The organism is Roseibium salinum, assembly GCF_026240905.1.
Lineage (GTDB): Bacteria > Pseudomonadota > Alphaproteobacteria > Rhizobiales > Stappiaceae > Roseibium > Roseibium salinum.
Window position 1 is genome coordinate 215,829 of the sequence record NZ_JAPEVI010000001.1, and the last position, 22,417, is coordinate 238,245.

Sequence of the window (22,417 nt, forward strand, 5' to 3'; positions counted from 1 at the left end):
TCTGCTCACCTCGAGCGGTTTTCGGCTATCTAAGCCTGTGCGGAGACGAGAGCCGCCGGCGCGGGCACACGAAGTCTTGAGCCATTGTGGAACCGGTCGTCTACCGCCTCCACCATGGCCCGCCTGATCGCCTCGCGGTTTGCCTGTGGCTGCGCGTCGATCAGCATCTTCGCCCGGACGGTCCCAAGCGAGAAGATCTTCCAAAGGCCGTCCGGTTGATCGAATTCGTAGGCGCATTCGATTGTGCTCGACTGGACGTTCCTGAACCCGGCATCCGAAAGCAGGGCCTCCGCCGTCGCTGGATCCGCCAGGCGGTGGAAGTCCGGCGCCGGTGGGAGCGATGTTTGAGGATCTCCGTGTGCCTGAATTGACCCGAAAGCAATCCGGAACGCGTGGGACCGGTCGGGTCCGCACCAAGCAGTCATGACGAAGATGCCGCCCGGTCGGAGTACGCGATGCACCTCCGAGAGCGCCTTCGGCTGATCAGGTACATGCATCATGCCGAAGGCGCACACGACGGCGTCGAACGTCCCGTCAGAGAACGGCAACGACTGCGCGTCGCCCTCTATCAGTTCGGCAGCTTCGGCACGGCTGCGAGCCTGGCTTAGCATGGCGGGCGAGAAGTCGAGCCCGGTGACCTCCGCCCCGACAGCAAGGAGCGCCTCGATGCCGGCACCGTGGCCGCAACAAAGGTCGAGGACGCGCTTGCCGCTTCCCGCGCCTGACGCCTTCACGATCGGGCCGATCGCCATGTCCGTGGCCCTCGCGAACGAGGCGACGTAGCTATCGACGGTTGCGTGATCCGACCAGCCTACCGACTCCAGCTTGCCAAATTCGCTGTAGTTCACGCCATGAACTCCTGTCGTCGAGGTCCGGTTCGTCGCATCATCTTACCATGCTCCCCATGGCGGCGATACCTTGCCCGGACCGTCCGTGCGTGCCGGCTGAGACGGCCCCGGACATGCCGGTATACCAAACCAGAAGATCCATCGGAATTTTGCCCATTCGCCCCTTTTGCGCCGAACACAACCGGCAAAAAGAACACGAGCTATTCAGGTCTCGGTTCCCGCCACCCCGGACAGTGCAAGGAGGTCCTCGTAGGCGCCGGGGCCGGCTGCGAGAACGGGGGAGCCGTTGAGGACTGCGTCGCCTTCGACGGGGAAGGGCAGATAGTGGCCGCCCGCTTCGCTGATCAGGCAGTAGCCGGCAAGGCAATCCCAGGCGTGCATGTAGGGCTCGAAATATCCGGCCAGGCGCCCGGCGGCGACCCAGGCAAGCATCTGGGCCCCCGACCCGGTGCGGATGTAGTTGCCGCCTGCCGACAGCAAGTTGCTGATGGCGGTGCCGATCACCGCCGGCGGGACATGGTGGTTGCCGCCGATGCCGGTCAGGCTGTTCTGCAGTGTCCTTGAAGGATCCAGTTGCAGCTTCTCGCCGTTGAGCGTCGCTCCGCCGCCTTTCATGGCCGCAAAGGTTTCGCGCTCGCAAGGCACGCGGATAACGCCCACGACAGGTTCACCCTCCGCCAAGAGAGCAATGGAGACGCACCAGTTCGGCAGGCCGTGGACGAAAGCGGAGGTGCCGTCGATCGGGTCGACTACCCAGGTGTAGCCGCTGGTGCCGGTCCGGTAACCGTGTTCTTCGCCCAGGATGCCATCCTGCGGAAAGGCCTGCTCCAGACGCTGGCGGATCAGGGTTTCGACATCGCGGTCGGCGATCGACACAACGTCCTGCATGCTGGTCTTGATTTCAACCTGCAGGTCCCGGCGGCGCAGGAAATAGTCCAGCGCCAGGGCGCCCGCTTCTTCGGCGATTTCCTCTGCCAGCGCGAACCGGCTTTCAAGGGTCACGGTTGGTGCCATTGTTTCGGTTCTCATGTCACCCGTCGATCAACGCCAGTCCGCGGTTGCGGAAGCCAAGGGAAACGGCGGTGCGGGGCGCCAGCAAATGCTCGACGGAGTGGTCGATGACGAAGAAATTGCCAACCGGCGTCTCGATCTCGTATTCGACATGGCCACCGAGATAGGCCGCGGTGAGTATTTCGCCGCCGATTCCCGAACCGCTTTCCGGATTGAGAACGATCGCTCCCGGCCGGACGGCAAGCTTGGCGCTGCCGGGCCCGTTTTGCCGCGACGGCAGCCTGTGCTGCAGACCGCCGACGTCGATCACGGCATGGTCTCCGTCCAGCTCCAGGACCTCGCAGGAAATGACATTCGCCTCGCCCATGAAGTCGGCGATGAAGGCCGAGGCCGGCTGTTCGTAAAGGGTCCGCGGCGCGCCGGTCTGGGCGATCCGGCCCTCCTTCATGACGACGATCCGGTCCGAGACCGCCAGGGCCTCGTCCTGATCGTGGGTCACGTAGACGGCGGTCAGGCCGAGCCTTTGCTGCAGCTCGCGGATCTCCGTGCGCACCCTGCGGCGCAGCCTGGCATCAAGGTTCGACAAGGGTTCGTCGAGGAGGAGGACCTGCGGGTTGAGAACCAGGGCGCGGGCCACGGCGACGCGCTGCTGCTGGCCGCCCGACAGTTCGGCCGGCAGGCGATGCCCCATGCCGGCAAGGCCGACCTGGGCGAGTCCGTCTTCCGCGAGCTCCCTGGCTTCCTGCTTCTTGAAGCCCGAGGATTCCAGGCCGTAGGCAACGTTGTCGCGGGCATCCATGTGCGGGAAGAGCGCATAGGACTGGAACACCATGGACACATCCCGCTCATGTGCCGGAACCATGGTCACGTCCCGCCCGCCGATCAGGATCCTGCCGGCAGTCGGATGTTCCAAGCCTGCCAGCATGCGCAAGGTGGTGGTCTTGCCGCAACCGGACGGGCCAAGCAGGGTGACGAGCGTGCCGGGTTCGATGGTGAGGGAAAGGTCGGGAATTGCGGTAAAGGCACCGAAGTCTTTGCGGATATTCTCAAAAACGACGGAGCCGGGCTTCAGGTCGGTCATACGGTTTTCTCCTGCCCGAGACGGAATTTGCGTGTTTTGGCGACGCCGGAGACGCGATTTTCCCGCCGCAGGCGGCGTTCGCCGACAAGCAGCTGGAAGCCGGCAATGACCGTGATCATCACGAAGATCAGCATCGAGGAATAGGCGATCGCGATGCCGTATTCTCCATTTTCCACCAGGCCGACGATGTAGGCGGTGGCCATGTTGTATTCGGCGCTGACCAGGAAAATGACCGCGCTGATGGACGTGATGGCCCTGACGAACGAATAGACCAGGGCGGCGGTGATGGCCGGACGCAGCAGCGGCAGGATCACCTTGCGCAGCGTGCGTGCGCTGTTGGCCCTCAACGTCAGCGAGGCTTCATCGAGGCTCTTGTCGAGCTGGCTCATCGCCGCGATGCCGCCGCGCACGCCCACCGGCATGTTCCGGAACACGAAACAGGCGATCAGGATCAGGGCCGAGCCGGTCATTTCGAGCGGCGGCAGGTTGAAGGCCATGATGTAGCTGATGCCGATCACCGTGCCGGGGATGGCGAAGCTCATCATGAGGGCGAACTCGAAGGCGTTCTTGCCGGCAAAGGTCTGCCGCACGACGATATAGGCCGTCAGAAGGCCGACTGCCGCGGTAAGAGGCGCGGATATGAGGGCGATCTCCATGGTCGTCCAGAAGGAATTCCAGGCGACACCGGTCCACACCAGCGCACCGTCCGTAAAGCTGACCGAGAATGCGCGGGCGTAGTGCTCGAGGGTCAGCGAGTTGTCCAGGCCCCAGGTTTTCACGAAGCCTCCGAAGATGATCATCCCGTAGACAATGACCGTGAACGCCATCCAGGGAAGCACGATGCCGTAGATCGGGATCGACAGGCGCATGGGCAGGCCGGCATGCATGCCGCTGTCGCCCTTGCCGGTAACGGTGGCGAAATTCTTTCCCGAGAGCCAAAAGCGTTGCGCAAGGAATGCCGACAGGGTGAAGGAAAGCAGCACGATGGCCAGGACGGCGGCGCGCGAGGGATCGACTTGCGATCCGACAACCGCGAAGAAGATTTCGGTCGACAGGACGCCATGGCTGCCGCCAAGCACCAGCGGGTTGCCGAAATCCGCCATGCTCTCGATGAAGCCGATCAGGAAGGCGTTCGCCAGGCCGGGTTTCATGAGCGGCAGCGACACATACCAGAATGTGCGCCAGCGGTCGGCCCGCAGCGTCTGCGAGGCTTCCTCCATGGAGGGGCTGACGCCTTCGACGACGCCGATGAGCACCAGGAAGGCAATAGGGGTGAAGGAGAGAACCTGCGCGATCCAGATGCCGGTCAGGCCGTAGAGCCAGCGGCTCGGCTCGATGCCGAACACGGTGTCGAGGGCCTGCGTGGCGATGCCGGAACGGCCGAAGAGAAGGGTGAGGGCGAGGCCGATCACGAAGGGCGGCGTGATGATCGGCAGGACCGTCAACAGCCGCAGGCCTTTCTTGAACGGAAAGTTGGTGCGCGTCGCCACCAGGGCAAAGGCGAGCCCCAGAACGGTGGAGCCCAGACCCGTCATCACGGCCAGAAACAGTGTGCGCCAGGCGACGCCGCAGCGGGCGCCACCGACAACGCAATCGAGGCTCCAGATGCCGGGGTCCTGGATATTGCGGATGAACCCCTCCGGTCTGAACGAGCCGTCGAAATCCTGCATGGATCCGGCAAACATGCTGCCGATCGGGTAGAAAACGAAAACCGTCACCAGAAGGATGAGGATCGAGATCGATCCGACGACAAAGGCATCGCCTTTCATGAAGCCGCGCTCGGCGAGGCCGAAGGCGATGAAGAGCACGAAAACGAAGGAAACAAGGACGGCTCCGGCTCCCATGGCGGGCTGGCCGGTGGGCAGTGCACCGAATGCGGCTTCGGGGAATGTCCAGGCCCAGCCGGTAAAGCTGATGGCCAGCCCCTGCAGGGCCAGAAAGAAGATACCTGCCGTTCCGGAGACGATGAGCAGACGACCGCGCTTGTGCCGATCGCTCATGAACCGGGCAGCGCCGCCGAGAAGAAAGAGTAGCAGGGCGACGATCAGCCAGACCCGGCCTTCCGAGACGATCTGAAGAATGCCAGGCGCGAGATCCGCCGCGAAGGGAAATCCGGACGGCCACTCAAATTCGAAGAGACCGCTTTCCACCCTGTACCAGGGCAGAAGAAGAAATGCGCCGATCCCCAGCCCCAAAAGGACATTCAGCCGCTTGTTGCCACTCAGCATGGCCACCCCTGTTTTTGGTTTTGATCATGGGTGAGACCCGCACCGGAGACGGATGCCTCCGGCGCGGGTCCCGTCGGGAGTCGGGTCAGTTGGCGATGGCGCCAATCTCACTGTCCCAACGCTCCAGGAGGGCTTTGCGGGTATCCGGATTGCCGTATTTGTCGAAGTCGTAGTCGATCAGCTTGATGTCCTCGAACCTCGGCGCCTCTTCGGGAATTTCGGCGGACTTGTTGGAGGGAAGCTGGAACGACTTGGCTTCCTTCATGCGCGACTGGACTTCCGGCGTAAGCGCCCAGTCGTACCAGATCTTGGCATTTTCAAGATTGCGGCTGCCCTCGACGATCGACATGGAGCCGATTTCATAACCGGTCCCCTCGCAAGGGGCGACGGACTTGACCGGGAAACCCGAGGCAGCCTGCGCGACCGCATCGTGAAGGAAGACGATGCCGACGCCCGTCTCGCCGCGCGCCGCGGCCTTCACCGGTGCCGAACCCGACTTGGTGTACTGGGAGATGTTGCTGTTCAGCTCCTTCAGATAGTCGAAGGCTTCGTCTTCCCCCATGATCTGGACGAGCGAGGCCAGAGCGGTATAGGCCGTGCCGGAAGAGTTCGGGTTGGCAACCTGGATCTCGCCCTTCAGTTCAGGGTTCAGGAGGTCCGCCCAGCAGGCCGGCACCTTGTAGCCCTTGTCCTTGAAGATGTCGGTGTTGTAGCCCCAGCCGAGCGCACCGGCATAGACGCCGACCGTCTTGTAGCCGGAGCTTTCCGCCTGTTTGCGCGCCCAGTCATGGAGTTCATCGAGCATCTCGGACTTGTATTCCTGCGTCAGGCCCTCGGCGGCGGCCTGAAGATGCGGATCGCCGGTCCCGCCCCACCAGATATCGGTCTTCGGATTGCGGGATTCGGCCCGGATCTTGGCGTAGCTTTCGCCCGATGACAGGCGAACCATGTTGACCTTAATGTCGTGCTTCGCCTCGAAGTCCCCCTGGAGCTGCTCGCAGATCACGACATCGGCGGAGCAGATGAGGTTGAGGTCTCCCGCTGCCTGGGCAGATGGGACCGACAACGTCGCGGCCGTCGCGAACAGCGCGATCGAAAGAGTTTTCATAGACATGTTTTCCTCCACTTTTGGCTTTTGGCCCGGCGTCTGCACAGGGCAGGCAGACGAACCGTTTCCAGCCGGCTGGCTGGGGTCGTGACCGGCACCGGGCATAGCTTTCCCGTTCGGAGCCGCGGAGCGGTCCGTTGCCGGCCAGATTCAGATTTCCAAGTTCTGTCCTCCGGAGCATCCCGCGTTCGAGGGAACGCGGACAACTCGATCTATTGCGTGGCTATCGGCTCGGCCTTGCCGAGCACCTCGTTGTCAAAGCGATCCAGCAACCTGCGCCGCTGGTCGGGCGAACCGAAGGTCGAGAAGTCGTAGTCGACCATACGGATCAGCGAAATGTCGGGGGCGGACGGCGGCAGGGCCACCCTGGCATTCGAGGGTATCTGGTTCTGTCCCGAGGCGTGGCCGGTTGCCTGTCCTTCGGGGCTCATCGAATAATCCACGAACCGCCGGGCGGCTTCGAGGTTGCCGGTGCCCTTGACGATACTGACGGCGCCGATCTCGTAGCCGGTTCCCTCGCAAGGGGCGACGATGACGAGCGGCGCGCCGGCGAGCTTCTGGGTGACGGCGTCATGGATGAAGGAGATGCCGACCCCGGTATCCCCCCGGGCGGCCGCCTGGACCGGCGCCGCACCGGCCGTGGTGAAAAGTTCGATGTTTCCGGCGAGCGCAGCCAGATACTGGAAGGCTTCCTCTTCGCCCAGAAGCTGGACGAGCGTCGCAAGCATCGTGAAGGCGGTTCCCGAAGAAGTCGGATTCGCCATCTGCACGAGACCGCGGTATTGCGGATCGGTGAGATCCTTCCAGCAGGACGGCGCATCGATGCCCTGGCGGGCCAGAACATCGGGATTATACGCGAACCCGAGCGCCCCGGCATAGACGCCGGACGCCTTGCCGCCGGATATCTGATAGAAATTCTGAGCCCAGGGGAGGGCGTCGCCGGCATGGCGCGAGCGGTGCGGCTCCAGGAGATCTTCACCGGCGGCCTGCAAGTGGGTGTCGCCCGTACCGCCCCACCAGACGTCGACCGTAGGGTCGTCGCGTTCATGGCGGAGCCGGTCGAGGATTTCACCCGTGCTCCTGCGCACCGTGGAAACCTCCAGGCCGGTCTCCGCTTCAAAGGCGGCGTCCATGGCCCGGCACCAGCTCTCGTCGACCGCGCAAAGGACGCTGAGGTCCTGCGCTGAAGCGCCCGTGAGCGCCGTGCACAGCCAAAGGGCCGCACCCGCTCCGAGTGACGTGAATGGTTTCATGTTTCCTCCCAGGCCGGAGCCAGGCTCCAGACCGGAAACCAGCATGGCAGATAGGGCGCGCTTGGCAACAGAAGTTTGGTTACCGTTGTTTCGCCGGGCAAGAAAAAGAGTTACAAATATTACAGGCCTTACAATTATGACAAATATCTGAAAAATCAGTGCTTTGCATATTTGCGGGGCCTGCATATGATGGCGGTGGGAGGACTGAAATTGCTTGACCAAGGCGTCGCCATCCTGATCGTCGAAGACGATCCGGATATGGCGGAACTCATCTCGGACCTGGTGGAAGCAGAGGGATGGCTGCCGCATACCGCAAGCACCGCGGAAGAGGCCGCCGGCATCCTGGCTGAAAAGCGGTTTCACCTCGTGCTTGTCGACCATAATCTGCCCGGCATGTCGGGCCGGGTCTTCGCACAGAAGCTGAGGTCCCAGACCGACATCGGCATCGTCATGGTGACGGCGGCCGGCAGTGCCGCGGAACGCGTGCTCGGACTGGAGACGGCGGCGGACGATTATGTCGTCAAGCCTTTCGAGCCGATCGAACTGACCGCCCGCATAAAGGCTGTCCTGCGCCGGATGCATCCCGCCTTCAAGAGTGAAAAGGAATCGCTGAATGTCCAGCACGGGCCGACGGCGCTGTTGTTGGGTGACTGGGTCATCGATCTTGTCAACCGCAAGGCCGTGTGCACGTCACATCCGACCAGGACGCTGACGTCTTCAGAGTTCTCGCTTCTGGAGATCCTGGCCGCGACGCCGAACGAACCGGTGAGCAGGGCGCAGATCCTGGAACAGCTCGGAGCGGAGACGGACCGGCTCATCGACCGGAACGTCGACGTGCTGGTCCTGCGCCTTCGCCGGAAGATCGAGCGTAACCCGGACCTGCCGTGCCACATCAAGACGCGGAGGGGAAAGGGGTACGTCCTTCACAGGGACCCGCCCCTGGCACCGTGATGATCAGCCGCCCTCTCGTTTCCTCCATTGCCTTCAGGCTTCCGGCGGCCATCGTGCTGATCTGCGCCGTGGCCTTCGCGCTGTCGGCAATCGCGATCTACGGTCTCCTGAAGGCGCGGGAGGAAACCGCGGCCTATGGGCTGCAGGCCTATTCCAGCCTGGCCGATGCGTCTCTGGTGTCCCGGCAGGTGTCCGATCTCGTCTCCAGCGCGCCTTTCCTCATGAATGCGACGTCGCCCTATGCCGTTTCCAGCAAGAGCCGTGCGCTCGTCGCCCAGGTGGACGAGTTGATCCGTTCGCTGCCGGAATATCCGCCCGGAGAGGAAGCCTACCGGGCGGCCAATACACAGATCCTCGAGCTTCTGGGGCAGATACGCAAGCTGACCGTCGCCCTTGCGGCCAGGGCCGAAACCGCGCAGCAGCACAAGGAAGAGGTTTCGTCCGCGCTCGGCGTCATTGCGGTCGAAGCAACGGCGGACCACCAGGAGCCGCGCCAGCGCCTGAACGCGATCGTCCATTCCGTTTCGAGCGCGGGAAGCCTGTTCCAACTTGGCGAGTTGCGCCGCAGATACGTGGCTGAAACGCAGGGAGAACCGGGCACACCGGGCGGGACCGGGATGATGCCGGCGAATGCCCTGCAACCTTATGAGCGGGTGTTTGCCGCGCAGACCGACTATCTCCTGGAAATGTTCAGCGTGCGGACCGCCATAGCCAGGCTGCACAATGTTGCGCGCGAGCTTTCACAGGCAACCGAGACCCAGTCCGGTATCGTCACGCAGACCCTGAACAGGGATTTCCAGTCCACCTCGGAAACCTTGCAACAACTGCTGGTCATCGTGGCGGCCGCGTCGCTCCTGGTCCTGACGATCGCCGTCCTGTCGATCCGTTCGGCGATCCGCGTCTCCAAGGGCATCGTTTCCCTGTCCAGCGGCATGAACGCACTGGCCAAGGGGCAGAAGGATGTCGGTCCCCCCGTCTATCAGGGTGATGAGACCGAGCTGCTGGATCTCCAGCGGGCCTTCCAGGCCTTCAAGGAAAGCGTGGACCGGGTAACGCGCCTGCGCAGGACGGCGGAAGCCGCCGCACGCACGATCCGCTCCACCTTCCGCAGCATGCATGAAGGCATCGCGATCTTCGATGCCGCCGGACAACCGGTTACCATGAACCGGCGCGTCATCGAACTGATCGGGCACAAGGGCTCGGCGCGCAAGCTGCCGCTGGTTCAGTTCCTCGCACCCATTGCCGAGATCCCGCCGGACACGTTGCCGGATCGCGCAAACGGGCGCCTTCTCAGCGGGCCTGTCTCGGTGCGGCATCGCTGGCCGGACGAAACCGTTACCGAAATCTCGCTGTCGCACCAGAACGACGACGGCATCGTTCTGCTGGCCCGTGACGTGACGCTGCTGGACAGGCAGGAAGCGGAAGCGGCCAAGGCGCTTCGGCTCGACGGGATCATGCGCCTGACCCACCAGCTCAGCCACGAAGTCGGCAACACGATCGGCATCATTACCGGCAGCCTGGGGCTTCTGGAGCGGGAAGGCGGCTTCAGCAACAAGCAGATGCGCAACATCGCCCGCATCCGCAAGGCCGCGGACCGCGGACGCTCCCTTGCCAGCAGCATGCTGACCATCGGCCGGCAGCAACCGGTCAATCTGAGCAGCGTCGACATCTCCTCGGTGCTGCACGGCATGGCGGACATCCTGGAAATCGCGATCGGGAAGAATTGCCGCCTCAGGCTGGACCTGGACGACGACCTTCCGCCCCTGATGCTGGATCCGGAACTTTTCGAGCAGTCGGTCCTCAACCTGTGCCTCAACTCCGCTTCGGCAATGCCGGCGGGAGGCGAGGTGTGCGTCAAGACCTTCGCCGAAGACGACGCAGTCGCCGTGTCGGTGCATGATGAAGGCGTCGGCATGAGCCGGGAAGAGGTGGACAAGGCATTCGAGCCCTATTTCACCACAAGGGCAGGCGCCGGCGGCGCGGGGCTCGGCCTGGCCGTCGTCTACGGCTTCGTCCGCCAGAGCGGGGGAACGGCCCGCATCTTTTCCGAGCCGGGAAGGGGAACCACCGTGAAGCTCAGGTTCCCGCGCGAACTCGCCCCGGCCGCAGAGGCCGGCCGTCAGCTCGAAGAATTGTCGTGATCGTGCGGATGTTGAAAGCTGTCTCAATCAGCATCGAACGCCACACGAAAGCCGATATGGTTCGTGCCCAGTCCCTGCTCCTGTCCCTGCCGGGCAGCTGGACGATAGCGATAGCAAAAATTTGGAGCGCAAAGCCAGGAGCCGCCTTTGATGACGTGCCGCGCTCCGGTTGACGGATCGGAGAAATGCGCCGCCAGCTCCCGGGGAGGACCATGCGGGTCCGTCTGGTTCTGGTCCGGATGCATGGGGACATACCAGTCGGCCACATGTTCCCAGACGTTCCCTGCCATGTCATGGAGGCCGTATCCGTTCGGTGGAAAGCTTGCGACCGGCGCGATCCCGTGGAAGCCGTCCTCGGAGGAGTCGTAGGCGGGAAAAACGCCCTGCCACGAATTGGCCTTCCAGCCCTCCTCGGGATCATAGGTTTCACCCCAGGTGAATTCCGCACCGTCGATGCCACCCCGCGCGGCATTCTCCCATTCTGCCTCTGTTGGCAGACGCCCACCGGCCCATGCGGCAAAGGCTGCCGCATCCTCGTGGGAGACCTGAACCACAGGGAATTCATCCCGGCCGTCGATGGAACTTCCTGGTCCTTCCGGGGAGCGCCAGTTGGCACCGGCCACATAAGACCACCGGCCGATATCGGCCGTTCCGGCGACTTGATCCGGCATCCGAAACACCATTGAGCCGGGTTTGAGCAGTTCAGGCGGCCAGGTCGGGTGCTCCGCAGGGTCAAGGGTGCGCTCGGCAGTTGTGATGTAGCCGGTCGCCTCGACAAAGGCTCTGAACTGGGCGTTCGTGACCTCCGTTGCCGATAGCCGGAAGGAAGCCACCGTGACCTCGCGGACTGGTCCTTCTTCCACATGATGCTGCTCGGATCCCATGGCGAATGTGCCACCGGGAATTTCGATAAGCGTCAGGTTGACGGCAGGGCCATCCGGCATTCCAGCCCAGACGACATGTGTCGACAGCGCGGCGATGACGAGCATTATCCCCGGGAGACGCAACAATGCTTCCAACCCCTGATTCTCCTTCTGCTGCCGGCTACTCGCTTGACGAGTTGTTGCGCATTGCGCCTTTCAGCTTTTCAATGTCGGCCTCGGACAATTGCGGCCTGTCGACCTTGATCGTCAGCTTGTCCAGCTTTGCAGTCAGGGTGAAGGGGGGCTTGTAGTCCTCGTCGTTAATGCCGGTCAGGGTATCCGAGCCGATGTCGAAACTTTCGTCCCACTGCAGGATCATCGGCAGGGTCTGCTTCATGTCCTGGGTGTGAACGTCCTTTCCGTCGACCCGCAAGGTTCCGGTCCCGCCTTTCCCGATGCCACTGAAGTCGTTGAAGGCAAGCGTCCCTGCACCCATCCCGTCATACACGAAGTCGAACTCCACCACGTGCTTGCCGGGGCTGAGCGCCTCGGTCCCCTCCCACTTGATCCGTTCCAGATCTACCATGTTCCACAAGAAGACGGGCTTGCTGTCCTTCAGGTAGAAACCATAGCCGCCGAAGCGCCCGCCCGAAGTCAGGATCATGCCCTCGGCCCCACCCTCGGGCACTTCGATTTCGGCCGTGATGGTGTAGGAGGCATTGAGGAGTCCCGGCGAGCTGCCCTGGGGCAGGCCGACCATCGGCCGGGTGTACTCGAACTCGGACCGCCCCGCCGTGATGTTCGGGCGCGCCGCAACGATGCGGGCGGCAAATGAAGCGTCAAGCGGGAAGACCTGGTACTTCTTTGCCTCCTCTATGAAGAGCGTCTTCAACTCGTCGACCTTGTGCGGGTTGGCCGCGGCAATGTCGGTGGTCTGGTTCATGTCCTTGGTCAGGTCGTAGAGCTCAAGCACCTGGTTGTTCAGCGGATCCGTGTTGGCCGGCCCGAAGGCGTCCCATGGCGTGCGGTTGACCTTGGTGCTGAGGAGCCAACCCTCGTGGTAAAGCGCCCATTGGCCCATCATCTCGAAGTACTGGGTGGTGTGGCGGCTCGGTGTGTCGGCGTTCGCGGCATCAAAGGTATAGGCGAAGCTCGTGCCTTCGATCGGGGCCTGCTCGATTCCGTCGACCGCTTTCGGTGCGGGGATCCCCGTGACCTCGAGGATCGTCGGCACCACGTCGATCACGTGCATGAACTGGTCACGCCGTCCGCCCTTGTCGGTGATCTTTGCAGGCCATGACACCACCATGTTCTGGCGGATGCCACCGAGCCGCGAAGCGTTCTGCTTGAACCAGTCGAAGGGCGTGTCAAAGGCCCAGGCCCAGCCGGCTGACATGTGGTTGTAGGTCTCTTCGGTGCCCCACACGTCGTACCATTGCATCTGGGTCTCAGCGGGTATCATGTTGTGCCCGTTGAAGAACGCCACTTCGTTCGGAGTGCCAAGCGGGCCGCCCTCGGCACTCGTCCCGTTGTCGCCGTTGATGTAGATGATCAGAGTATTGTCGAGTTCGCCGATTTCCTCGACAGCATCGATCACCCTGCCGATCTCGTGGTCGCTGTAGGCAGCGTAGGCCGCGAAAACCTCGACTTGCCGGATGAAGAGTTTCTTCTCCACATCGGTCAGTTGATCCCAGGGCTTGATGTGTTCCGAGGGCCAGGACGCGAGCTTCGCGTCCTGGGGCACCAGGCCCATCTTCTTCTGGTTCTCGAAGATTGTCTGGCGCAACGCCTCGTAGCCATCGTCGAAGAGGTTCATTGCCTCGATCTTCTCGACCCATTCCTTCGTCGGGTGGTGCGGGGCGTGCGTCGCGCCGGGGGCGTATTTCACGAAGAAGGGCTTCGACGGATCGATCTGGTGCATGTCGTTGATCCAGCCGATCGCATCGTCCGCCATCGCGGTCACGAGGTTCCATTCGCCTTCCGACTCCTCGAAGGGATAGATCTGCGTCGTGTTGCGGAAGAGGTCCGGCTGCCACTGGTTGGCGTCACCGCCCACGAAGCCATAGAAGTACTGGAAGCCCATCCCAGTGGGCCACTGCTCGAAGGGGCCGGACTTGGCGGCTTCGAAAGCCGGCGTGTTATGGTCCTTGCCGAACCACGAGGTATTGTAGCCATTGTCGAGCAGGATCCGCCCGACCGTTGCCTTGTCCTTGGAAATGATGCTGTTGTAGCCAGGATATCCGGTCGACTGCTCCGAGATTACCCCGAAGCCTGCGGAATGGTGGTTGCGCCCGGTGATGAGCGCTGCGCGCGTCGGCGAACACAGGGACGTGGAGTGGATGCTCGTGTAGCTCAGTCCTTCCGCGGCGAGCTTGTCCATGGTGTCTGTGGGGATAACGCCGCCGAAGGTACTCGGCACCGCGAACCCGGCGTCATCGGTGATGATCAGCAGGACGTTCGGTGCCTCGGCCGGCGGTACCACGCGCGGCGGCCACCAAGGTGTGGACTGAAGCGCGCCGTCCTTGATCTCACCGCCGAAGGGCATGTCCTGGGGAGGAAGCTGGTTGCCATCAAGAACTCTTTCCGCCGAGGGACTTCCAGGTGTTCCGATGATCTCGTCAGCTTGCACGACGCCAGAGGAAGTTAGGGCAACGGCAATGGTGATGGCCACGGCCAAAGGGGCGCTGCTTGCGGTATAGAAGTTTATAGACATCATCAGATCATCCCCACTTTCCTTCAGCGAGAACTTGGCGGCAAGCCAAGCTGCGTCAGGATCAAAAAACGCGGTTCGAAAACGCGCTCAAGCGCCACCGCATGCGTGCAAGAAAAAATCAGAGCACAACTAATAATTGGAATATTCGTACACAGTTTTCAGGCACGCGCAATGAATTAACGTTGCGGAAGATGATAATTAATTCTTGGAATTCATTAAGGATGAGGGCGCGCTTCTACGTCAGTTCGGGCTGGAGCCGATACCGTTCTCCTGAACCGGCCTTCGGCCAGCGACACATAGGCTCGCGAGAGGGCAGGTGGTGGTGGTCGCCAGTCAGATCAAGGGCGGAAGAGCCCCATCCTGATGGCTACTGGGGCTGATCCGTCAGTCCCTGAGATATTTGATCAGTGCAGCGACCGCGAGAACGAGCACGGCAAGGACCAGCAGCCAGATCACGATCCCGCCACCCATCAACCAGCCCATTCCATTCATCATATCTTGCATCGCGAATCCTCCGTTTTCTGTTGTGGTGCGGATGCGGCCGCGAACCTGGCGCGCGGCCGGCTTTGGGCAACCGCATCGGCGATAACGGCGTTCCTCCGCCCCGGCCCGCCTCACCCGATCGAAGACAAGACCGGAAAGGTTTCCAGCAGCCAGAAGGCGAAGGCCGAGAGATATCCGGTCATCATGGCGACACCCATGATGATCATGACCGCCGCCGCCAGCGTCCGCAGAACGCGGCCGAGGCGTCCGAAGGTCTTCAGTCTTGCGGACAGCGTATCGGTGAAGAATGCGGCAAGCAGGAACGGTACGCCAAGACCGAACGAATAGATCGTGAGCAGGGCAATGCCGTCGGCAACCGTTGCAGACGCCGCGCTGACCGTCAGGATGGCGCCGAGGATCGGGCCGATGCAGGGCGTCCAGCCGAAGGCGAAGGCCAGGCCGAGCACATAGGCCGATGCGGCCCTGCCGCCGGGCATATCCAGATGGAAGCGCGCTTCACGCATCATCCATGTCGGCCGGATCGTACCGAGCATGAACAGTCCGAACAGCGTGACGATCCCGCCTCCGACGATGTTCATTTCGAACCGGTACTGGAGCAGCAACTGCCCGAGCGCCGTGGCGCTGGCGCCAAGGATGACGAAAACAGTCGTGAAACCGAGCACGAAGCAGAGACTGAGGCCGAGTGTTGCAGAGCGCGCAGCGGCAACCGCGCCGGACGCGGTGGCATAGGCGGACCGGCCGGCGATATAGGAAACGTAGCCCGGCACCAGCGGCAGGACACAGGGCGACAGAAACGAAATGATCCCGGCGACGAATGCGCTGAGGATACCGATATTTGAGAGTTCAGGCATTCGGTCGGTCTTTCTGAGGCTGCTCCGGGTTCATCAGTCCCGATCCTTTCCTGCGTGGAATTCGTCCCTGCAAACTGTCCACCGTCAGAACCAGTTCGTCAGCCGCTTCCACCAGCTTTTGCCGGCCGTCGGCTCGGGCACATCGGCATTGTTGATGATCCCGTTGACGTAGAGGACCATGTTCACCGCCTCGAAGCGAAGCCCGTGGAACCGGGCGGCAAGGCGGCCATCACGGTCGATGACGTGTGTCACCACGCCGTGCATCTGCTGTCCGTCTTCGGTCTCGGTGAATTCGAGCCCGTAGCTGCGCGCCAGAACGCGGGTGGCATCCGCCGGAACGCCCGGCTTTCTGGTCAGGAATATCCAGTTGGCCGGATCCAGCCCGTGCGTTTCGCCGTAGCCTTCCAGGACTTCGGCCGTGTCGCGGTCCGGGTCGGTCGTCACCGTGATGAACTGCACTTGCGTCTTCATCGGCGTTTCATCGAGAAGCCGCTGGATCTCGGCGATCTTTTGCGAATGCAGCGGGCAGACGTCGAGGCACCCGGCATAAGCGAAGTTGAGGATAACGACCTTGTCTTCGAAATCGGTAAGGGAGACGGAGTTGCCCGCCGCGTCCGCCAGGCCGAACCCGGGGGCAGGTTTGTCGACGGCCTGGAAGAACTTTTCCTTGTCGCCCATCACCTTGTCGAGATTGGTTCCCGGATGATGCGCCAGGGCAGGGGAGGCGAACCCCAGAACGGCGATGAAAACCGCGGCGATAAATTGTGAAGTTCGCAGGGTTTCCATGGGTTCCAGCGGGGAGTCTTTTGCGTCGGACCTTCCTGTCGTCGCCATTGCGGTTCCCTGTTCAGTTCGGAATAAGATGGGTCTTGAGGAACGCGATCATCTCGGGCGCATCCCATTCGGCCGGGCCGATGAGCCGCCCGACTTCCCGGCCTTGCGCATCGATGAGAAGCGTCGTTGGAAGTCCCGGCGCAGCAAGGTCGAAAGAGGATTGCATCGAGGCGTCGATATAGAGGCCGAGTTGGCGGATGCCGATGTCAGAGTAGAACTTGCGGATCGCGCCCGGTCCGGCCCGGTCGACCGAGAGGGGCACAACTTGGAAGCCGGCATCGCCGAGTTGCGCCTCCAGCGCCTCAAGCGCCGGCATCTCCGTGCGGCAGGGAAGGCACCAGGTCGCCCAGATGTTGAGCAATACCATCTTGCCGTCAAAGTCGGCCAAGGTGAGTGACTGACCGCTACCGTCCGCGAAGGTGATATCGGGAAGCGACCGCGGTGCTTCATGGACGACGAAGGACCTGGACGAGGCGGCCGCAGCCTTCGGGCGATCGCCGATGGAGCCGCCCGAAGGCTCGGCGCCCCGGACGTAAATCACGCTTGCGGCCGCAAGCGCGACCAGCACGGGTACGCCTGCCGCCAGCGCGACGAGGATGGCGCGCCGCCGATTGAAAAGGCCCGTCATCGGTCAATCTCCCGCACAGCCTGGCCGGCCGCCTGACAGCACGGCGGTTCCGCCGCCGGCAGACGGACCTGGCCAAGCCGGTTCGGGCGCGATGCCTCGAAAAGGTGCTGAGACTGAGCGCCCTGCATCATGGGGTCCTACTCCTCTGAATAAACCTTCGGCGTTTCGTCCCCGATCTCGTAGACGGTGAAAGGTCCCTGTTTGTTGCCGCCCATTCCGGGCGAGCCCAGGGGCATGCCGGGCAGGGTGATGCCCTTGATCCGGGGACGCTCCGTCAGGAGCTTGTTGATCGTGTCGATCGGAACATGGCCGCTCACGACGTAGTCCTCGATCATGGACAGATGGCAGCCCTGGAACTCGTCCGGAATGCCCGCATCCCGGCTCATTTCGCCGAGTTCGTGAGTTGGCTGGACCGTGACCGTGAAACCGTTCTGGCGCAGGTATTCGGCATAGCTCTCACAGCAACCGCATTGCGGGTTCTTGTAGAGCATGACTTCGGATGCTTCGGAGGAACTGATCCAGAAGAAGTAGGCGCTTCCGGTCAGGAGGCCTGCGGCAACTGTCAGGAGGGAGAGGGCCTTGCGCATCTTCGGTGTCCTTTCAAGTTGAGGAGCGAGTCTTGTGGCTCGTCTGCATGTCTCTTCGCGTGTGGTTCGAAGCGTGGAGGCGTTGACGCAGATCACCGGGAGAAGGGTCAGGGCCGTTCGGCTCATCTCCGCTCCTCCCGCCCGGAAACGCGGATCACGCCCATCATTCCGGCCGCCTGGTGTTCGAGGATGTGGCAATGAAACATCCAGTCGCCCGGGTTGTCGGAAACAAAGGCGATCTCGACCTTCTCGCGCGGCGCCATCAGCACCGTATCCTGCCACTCGCGGTGGGCCGTCGGGAGCCCGTTCCGCGACAGGACGCGGAAGGAATGTCCGTGCAGGTGAATGGGATGATGCCAGGCCGTGGCGTTGGTCATCGCCAGCACGCAGGTGCGGCCATGCGCCACCGTCAGCAGCGGGTCCATGACATGTCCGGTGGCGGCCTTGCCGTTGACGAACCAGATGCCCTCACCATGCATCATGTTGGCCATCATGCCGCCGGCCGGTGCGTCCCCCATGCTACCGCCCATTTCCATCATGACCATCTGGCCCATCATGCCGCCATTGAAGGTGACTTCGTGGCGGAGTGCGGTACCCAGGTCCGGTTCTGCCAACGGATTGGCGGGCAGTTCGAGGGGCCAATCCGGCGCACTGTCGCGCAGAGCGGTTTCGTCATAGATGAGATCCACCAGCCTGTACTCCAGCCTCTGGTAGAACCGGTCCGTTACGGTAGCGTGGCTGCCCGGCCGGCCGCTCATATCGATGATCAGGTCCATCCGCATGGCCGGGCCAAGCGTAACGAGCCCATCCGCAGGCGCATGGGGCGTTACGGGCTGGCCATCAAGAGCGATCACGATCGGCTCGAGATCGGCGAAATCCAACCCGAAGATGCGGGCGTTGGCGGCATTGATCAGGCGGAGCCGGATCCGTTCACCTGCGCGGACCGCAATCCTTTCCGGCACGCGGCCGTTGATGGTGACCGTGTTGCCGACACGGCCGTTGTGCATCAGGTCGTGCCGGTTGCCGAAATCGTCGCTGATCGCCGCGGCTCTGGTGAGCCGCCAGTCGTCGAGGATCCAGGTCAACTCGCGATCGACGCGCACGGGATCAGCTTCCTCGACGATCAGCGGCCCGTAGAGACCGCGCTCCACCTGCACCGTGCTGTTCTGGTGCGGGTGATACCAGAAGGTGCCGGCATCGACGGCGTCGAACTCGTACGTGAAGGTCTCGCCCGGAGCGATCGGCGCCTGGGTGAGATGGGGCACGCCGTCCATGGCGTTGGGCGTGCGGACGCCATGCCAGTGGACGGTGGTTTCCTCGTCGAGGCCGTTTTCGACCATGACGCGCAGGCGGTCTCCCTGGCGCACGCGGATTTCCGGGCCGGGCACTTCCGCGCCGTAGGACCACACCGGCGTTTTGTCATAAGGTTCGGGAACAAGACGCACGTTGGCCGGTGCCGCTTTCAGCCGGAATTCCCTGACGGAAGCGGCGTAAGCGCTCCGAATTCCGTGACCGGCGAACAACGCACCGGCGGCAAAGGACGCGGCGGATGCGAGAAAGGCCCGACGCGTCGGCGTCGGCAGATACAATACCATGACAGTTCAACCATCCTGAGAGGGAACTCGGGCTCGCAGCGCGCTATCCGCGCTATGCGTAGCATATCATGGACGGTCACATGGACCGCACATGAGGCCAGGCGCCGAGGACCGGAAGGAATCCGGGCGTCGTCAGCTCAAAATGGTGAATCGTGGAGGATGAGGATCCGGCCGTCCCGTATGCCCGGTCGCACTCTGCGGAACCACGCTTTCGGTGAGTGTCCCGGCTTTGAGGAGGCCCGGTTGGCCGGACGGTACCACGGCCAGGATCGGTGACAGACAGTCAATGTCGCACGCAAGCGCATCGTCGTTGCCGTCCGGGCAATTTTGGCAGTCGCCCATGTCCGCGCCATCGATAACGGCAAGCGTCATCTTCGTGTTCATGGTGACGGCATTTGTGGCATGCGCCACCGTTCCCGCCGCGAAAGCGGCAAGCACCACAAACATGAATATGCGGAACTTTCTCGTCATCCCTTCCTGTATATCGCAAGCCCTTCATCCTGTCGATGGACGTACCGTCGCAGCAAGGGCCCGGTCGGCGCATCCCGGACAGCCTGCGGATTTTCGTTCCGTCGCTGGCAATCCCCGATAACATCGGTGCAATATCGGTCATTGCGATCACGGGTTCCATGCCATTCCGTCTCGCCGGCGCACTGCACGATCCTTCGAGATCGGGCGCGGGGAAGGGGCCGGACCTGCCAGATCAGCGAAGCGATCGGCCATTTATGCGCTCGATGGAACGAAACCGGGGTCTCGACAGAAGGGCAGGAAGCGTCATGATCTCACGTTACGCATGGTATTTCCGCGAAACCTTGAAGATGGTCTGGGTGCGGGTCGCCAGCTTCGCCGTTCTCGCCCTTCTGGCGGCCGGTCTTGCGCGTGTCCTTTCACCCTACCTGCCTGAGGCCCTCGCGCTCCAGACGGGATCGGAGGCCGTGGGGCAGCTTCTCAGGGTCCTGACGTCCTCCATGCTCGCGGTGACGACTTTCTCGTTGTCGATTGCCGTCTCGGCCTTTACTGCCGCCGCCGAGACCGCCACGCCGCGGGCGACAGTTCTCCTGCAGCAGGACCGGACGACACAGAACGTTCTGGCCACCTTTCTTGGGGCCTTCCTGTTCGGCCTCGTTGGGCTGATCGCGCTGCATGGCGATTACTACCGTGCCTCGGGCAAAGTGGTAATCTTCATCTTCACCGTTGTCGTGATCGGGCTCGTCGTGGTGGCGCTGATCCGCTGGATCGACCATCTAATGGGATTCGGGCGAATGGGCGACACACTCGACCGGGTAGAGCGCGCTGCGTCCAATGCGTTGCAGAAGCGTCTGGACAACCCCTATCTGGCCGGCCAACCGCTGCTCGCCGCTCCGCCCTCAGGATGTTTGTCCCTTGCGTCGACGCAAACCGGCTACCTTCAGCATATCGATATGAAGGCGCTTCAGGATTGCGCCGAGGGGCTGGGCGCGCAGGTCTTCGTGCGCCGTCTTCCCGGTGCCTTCGTCGCACCCGACGTGCCGCTGGCCGTTGTCGCCACAGCGTCGCTCGAAGACAAGCAGGAAGCCGCGCTGCGCCGGGCGTTCACGATCGGCAGCCGGCGCACCTTCGAGGACGATCCGCGCTACGGACTGATCGTGATGACCGAAATCGCCTCGCGGGCGTTGTCGCCGGCGGTGAACGATCCCGGCACGGCGATCGACATCCTGAGCCGGCACGTGCGTATTCTTTCGCAATGGCGTGAGCGCGACGATGTGGATGTGCAGTTCGAACGCGTCTTTGTGCCCGCGATCACCTTCCGGGACGCCCTTGAGGACGCGTTCAGACCGATCGCCCGGGATGGGGCGTCCCTCCTGGAGGTCCAGATAAGATTGCACAAGGCGCTGGCCGCGCTCCGGGGAGCCGCGCCCCGGATCTTCGGGCCGGCTTGCGAGCAGATGGCGCAGGAAGCGCTCGAACGGGCCGACGCCGCCTCGCTTCTGCCGTCGGAACTCGCTGCAATCCGGTCGGTCGCGCCTTAGGGTGCGGACACGTCCTGGCACAGGTGTGCTTGCCCGAAGGATGAGTTCACGGCCCTGCTTTTCCTCGGAAAGCGTTCAGGTGAAGCTGATTCACAATAACGGCCAACCCGATCGCGCATATCTTCCCTTGACACATTTGGAACGTTCCATTAGGTGTTGTTCAAGAAATTGGAACGTTCCAAAAATAGTTTCAGCCGGGAGGTTTTCATGCGTTGGGCCCTGATAGGCGCGAGCCGGATTGCGTCGAGCTACATGATTGATGCAATGCGGGCAGGGGAGGGCTCGAGCATTGCCTCGGTGCTCAGCTCCGATGCGGCGCGCGGCGAGGCCTATGCACGCGAACACGGGATCGCCCGCAGCTTCACCGATTTGAACGACCTGCTCGGCGACGACAGTGTCGATGCGGTCTATATCTCCACCACCAACGAAAAACATCATGCGCAGGCGCTCGCGTCGATTTCCGCGGGCAAGCACGTTCTGTGTGAAAAGCCGCTGGCAATGACGCTGGACGAGGCCGGCGAAATGGTGCGGGCGGCGGACGAGAGGGGCGTCGTCTTTGCGACCAATCACCATCTGCGCAATGCCGGCTCTCACCTTGCCATTCGTGAACTCATCAGGTCGGGCCGTATCGGCAGGGTCCTGAGCGCGCGTGTCTTCCACGCGGTCAACCTGCCGGAAGTCCTGCGAGGATGGCGGATCAACAATGCGGCGGCAGGGGGCGGCGTTATCCCCGACATTACTGTCCATGATGCGGACACGATCCGCTTCCACCTGGGCGAAGATCCGGAGGAAGTGGTTGCAAGGGCAGGCGCTTCCGGACTGGGCGAGGGCGTCGAGGACAGCGTCATGTCCGTCTGGTCGATGCCGTCCGGCACCATGGTGGAAACCCATGAAAGCTTCACCCATCCCTTTGCCGGCACGGGCATCGAGTTTCACGGCACGGAAGGGTCGATTTTCGCCAGAAACGTGATGACCCAGGAGCCGGTCGGAGACATCCGCCTTGTGGATGCAAGCGGCGAAACGCCGATCCCGTTCGAGAAACACAATCTCTATGAGTATTCCCTCGGCCTTTTTGCCTCGGCGGTAAACGGCAGCGGGCGGCCGTCGGCCGATGGTGTCGACGGCGTGAAGTCTCTCGCCGTTGCTCTTGCGGTGCGCGAAGCGGCCCTGACGGGCAAGGCCGTCCGTGTCGGTTACGGAGGCTTCTGAGCG

General features: G+C 62.7%; 18 protein-coding genes. 4 read left to right on the forward strand and 14 right to left on the reverse strand.

The window, feature by feature from the left end; all coding sequences use genetic code 11:
* Window positions 1-29 precede the first annotated feature (29 nt).
* The 6 genes from ON753_RS00910 to ON753_RS00935 all read right to left on the reverse strand — a co-directional run bounded on the left by ON753_RS00910 (window position 30) and on the right by ON753_RS00935 (window position 7,529).
* The gene (locus ON753_RS00910) at window positions 30-848 is read right to left on the reverse strand and encodes a class I SAM-dependent methyltransferase (protein ID WP_265960665.1); all 819 of its coding nucleotides are present in this window, start codon (window positions 846-848) and stop codon (window positions 30-32) included.
* A 204-nt stretch (window positions 849-1,052) separates the two neighbouring features.
* Window positions 1,053-1,862: an inositol monophosphatase family protein gene (locus ON753_RS00915; protein ID WP_265960666.1), complete on the reverse strand. Its 810-nt coding sequence runs from the start codon at window positions 1,860-1,862 to the stop codon at window positions 1,053-1,055.
* A 16-nt stretch (window positions 1,863-1,878) separates the two neighbouring features.
* Window positions 1,879-2,940 carry an ABC transporter ATP-binding protein gene (locus ON753_RS00920; RefSeq protein ID WP_265960667.1) on the reverse strand — a complete coding sequence of 354 codons (1,062 nt, stop codon included), beginning with the start codon at window positions 2,938-2,940 and terminating at the stop codon, window positions 1,879-1,881.
* Window positions 2,937-5,168 (reverse strand): ABC transporter permease, encoded by a 2,232-nt coding sequence (locus ON753_RS00925; protein WP_265960668.1) that lies wholly within the window; start codon window positions 5,166-5,168, stop codon window positions 2,937-2,939. The genes ON753_RS00920 and ON753_RS00925 overlap by 4 nt, the downstream gene beginning before the upstream one ends.
* Before the next feature lie 85 nt (window positions 5,169-5,253).
* Window positions 5,254-6,282 carry an ABC transporter substrate-binding protein gene (locus tag ON753_RS00930; RefSeq protein WP_265960669.1) on the reverse strand — a complete coding sequence of 343 codons (1,029 nt, stop codon included), beginning with the start codon at window positions 6,280-6,282 and terminating at the stop codon, window positions 5,254-5,256.
* A 206-nt stretch (window positions 6,283-6,488) separates the two neighbouring features.
* Window positions 6,489-7,529, reverse strand: coding sequence for an ABC transporter substrate-binding protein (locus tag ON753_RS00935; RefSeq protein WP_265960670.1), 1,041 nt, complete (start codon window positions 7,527-7,529; stop codon window positions 6,489-6,491).
* A 210-nt stretch (window positions 7,530-7,739) separates the two neighbouring features.
* Here ON753_RS00935 and ON753_RS00940 point away from each other — a divergent pair, with 210 nt between their 5' ends.
* Both ON753_RS00940 and ON753_RS00945 read left to right on the forward strand, forming a co-directional pair.
* On the forward strand, window positions 7,740-8,480 hold the full coding sequence (locus ON753_RS00940; RefSeq protein WP_265960671.1) for a response regulator transcription factor: 741 nt from the start codon (window positions 7,740-7,742) through the stop codon (window positions 8,478-8,480).
* A complete protein-coding gene (locus ON753_RS00945; RefSeq protein WP_265960672.1) occupies window positions 8,480-10,621 on the forward strand; it encodes an ATP-binding protein in 2,142 nt (713 codons plus the stop codon). Before ON753_RS00940 ends, ON753_RS00945 begins: the two co-directional genes overlap by 1 nt.
* A 23-nt stretch (window positions 10,622-10,644) precedes the next feature.
* On the opposite strand, the gene ON753_RS00950 is transcribed toward ON753_RS00945, so the two are convergent.
* From ON753_RS00950 to ON753_RS00985, 8 genes are all read right to left on the reverse strand, one after another.
* On the reverse strand, window positions 10,645-11,640 hold the full coding sequence (locus ON753_RS00950; protein WP_265960673.1) for a formylglycine-generating enzyme family protein: 996 nt from the start codon (window positions 11,638-11,640) through the stop codon (window positions 10,645-10,647).
* Window positions 11,641-11,665: 25 nt separating this feature from the next.
* On the reverse strand, window positions 11,666-14,200 hold the full coding sequence (locus ON753_RS00955; RefSeq protein ID WP_265960674.1) for an arylsulfatase: 2,535 nt from the start codon (window positions 14,198-14,200) through the stop codon (window positions 11,666-11,668).
* Window positions 14,201-14,811: 611 nt separating this feature from the next.
* Entirely contained in the window at window positions 14,812-15,552 is a 741-nt protein-coding gene (locus ON753_RS00960) for a cytochrome c biogenesis CcdA family protein (RefSeq protein ID WP_265960675.1), read from the reverse strand.
* A gap of 84 nt (window positions 15,553-15,636) precedes the next feature.
* Window positions 15,637-16,386, reverse strand: a complete 750-nt coding sequence (locus tag ON753_RS00965) for an SCO family protein (RefSeq protein ID WP_265960676.1) — start codon at window positions 16,384-16,386, stop codon at window positions 15,637-15,639.
* A gap of 13 nt (window positions 16,387-16,399) precedes the next feature.
* Window positions 16,400-17,014 carry a TlpA family protein disulfide reductase gene (locus ON753_RS00970; RefSeq protein WP_265960677.1) on the reverse strand — a complete coding sequence of 205 codons (615 nt, stop codon included), beginning with the start codon at window positions 17,012-17,014 and terminating at the stop codon, window positions 16,400-16,402.
* Between the two features lie 137 nt (window positions 17,015-17,151).
* On the reverse strand, window positions 17,152-17,601 hold the full coding sequence (locus tag ON753_RS00975) for a DUF411 domain-containing protein (RefSeq protein ID WP_265960678.1): 450 nt from the start codon (window positions 17,599-17,601) through the stop codon (window positions 17,152-17,154).
* Window positions 17,602-17,723: 122 nt separating this feature from the next.
* Window positions 17,724-19,196, reverse strand: coding sequence for a multicopper oxidase family protein (locus ON753_RS00980; protein WP_265960679.1), 1,473 nt, complete (start codon window positions 19,194-19,196; stop codon window positions 17,724-17,726).
* Between the two features lie 132 nt (window positions 19,197-19,328).
* Entirely contained in the window at window positions 19,329-19,667 is a 339-nt protein-coding gene (locus tag ON753_RS00985; protein ID WP_265960681.1) for a hypothetical protein, read from the reverse strand.
* Window positions 19,668-19,972: 305 nt separating this feature from the next.
* On the opposite strand from ON753_RS00985, the gene ON753_RS00990 reads away from it, so the two are divergent.
* Complete coding sequence (locus ON753_RS00990; RefSeq protein ID WP_265960682.1) at window positions 19,973-21,205, forward strand: DUF2254 domain-containing protein; 1,233 nt, start codon at window positions 19,973-19,975, stop codon at window positions 21,203-21,205.
* 207 nt (window positions 21,206-21,412) lie between these two features.
* On the forward strand, window positions 21,413-22,414 hold the full coding sequence (locus ON753_RS00995; RefSeq protein ID WP_265960683.1) for a Gfo/Idh/MocA family protein: 1,002 nt from the start codon (window positions 21,413-21,415) through the stop codon (window positions 22,412-22,414).
* Window positions 22,415-22,417: the final 3 nt, after the last annotated feature.

Bases quoted from the DNA above. Each gene is read 5' to 3' on its own strand.
- ON753_RS00915 (WP_265960666.1), bottom strand. From the start codon at position 1,862: ATGGCACCAACCGTGACCCTTGAAAGCCGGTTCGCGCTGGCAGAGGAA.
- ON753_RS00920 (WP_265960667.1), bottom strand. From the start codon at position 2,940: ATGACCGACCTGAAGCCCGGCTCCGTCGTTTTTGAGAATATCCGCAAA.
- ON753_RS00925 (WP_265960668.1), bottom strand. From the start codon at position 5,168: ATGCTGAGTGGCAACAAGCGGCTGAATGTCCTTTTGGGGCTGGGGATC.
- ON753_RS00930 (WP_265960669.1), bottom strand. From the start codon at position 6,282: ATGTCTATGAAAACTCTTTCGATCGCGCTGTTCGCGACGGCCGCGACG.
- ON753_RS00935 (WP_265960670.1), bottom strand. From the start codon at position 7,529: ATGAAACCATTCACGTCACTCGGAGCGGGTGCGGCCCTTTGGCTGTGC.
- ON753_RS00945 (WP_265960672.1), top strand. From the start codon at position 8,480: ATGATCAGCCGCCCTCTCGTTTCCTCCATTGCCTTCAGGCTTCCGGCG.
- ON753_RS00955 (WP_265960674.1), bottom strand. From the start codon at position 14,200: ATGATGTCTATAAACTTCTATACCGCAAGCAGCGCCCCTTTGGCCGTG.
- ON753_RS00960 (WP_265960675.1), bottom strand. From the start codon at position 15,552: ATGCCTGAACTCTCAAATATCGGTATCCTCAGCGCATTCGTCGCCGGG.
- ON753_RS00965 (WP_265960676.1), bottom strand. From the start codon at position 16,386: ATGGCGACGACAGGAAGGTCCGACGCAAAAGACTCCCCGCTGGAACCC.
- ON753_RS00970 (WP_265960677.1), bottom strand. From the start codon at position 17,014: ATGACGGGCCTTTTCAATCGGCGGCGCGCCATCCTCGTCGCGCTGGCG.
- ON753_RS00975 (WP_265960678.1), bottom strand. From the start codon at position 17,601: ATGCGCAAGGCCCTCTCCCTCCTGACAGTTGCCGCAGGCCTCCTGACC.
- ON753_RS00980 (WP_265960679.1), bottom strand. From the start codon at position 19,196: ATGGTATTGTATCTGCCGACGCCGACGCGTCGGGCCTTTCTCGCATCC.
- ON753_RS00985 (WP_265960681.1), bottom strand. From the start codon at position 19,667: ATGACGAGAAAGTTCCGCATATTCATGTTTGTGGTGCTTGCCGCTTTC.
- ON753_RS00990 (WP_265960682.1), top strand. From the start codon at position 19,973: ATGATCTCACGTTACGCATGGTATTTCCGCGAAACCTTGAAGATGGTC.
- ON753_RS00995 (WP_265960683.1), top strand. From the start codon at position 21,413: ATGCGTTGGGCCCTGATAGGCGCGAGCCGGATTGCGTCGAGCTACATG.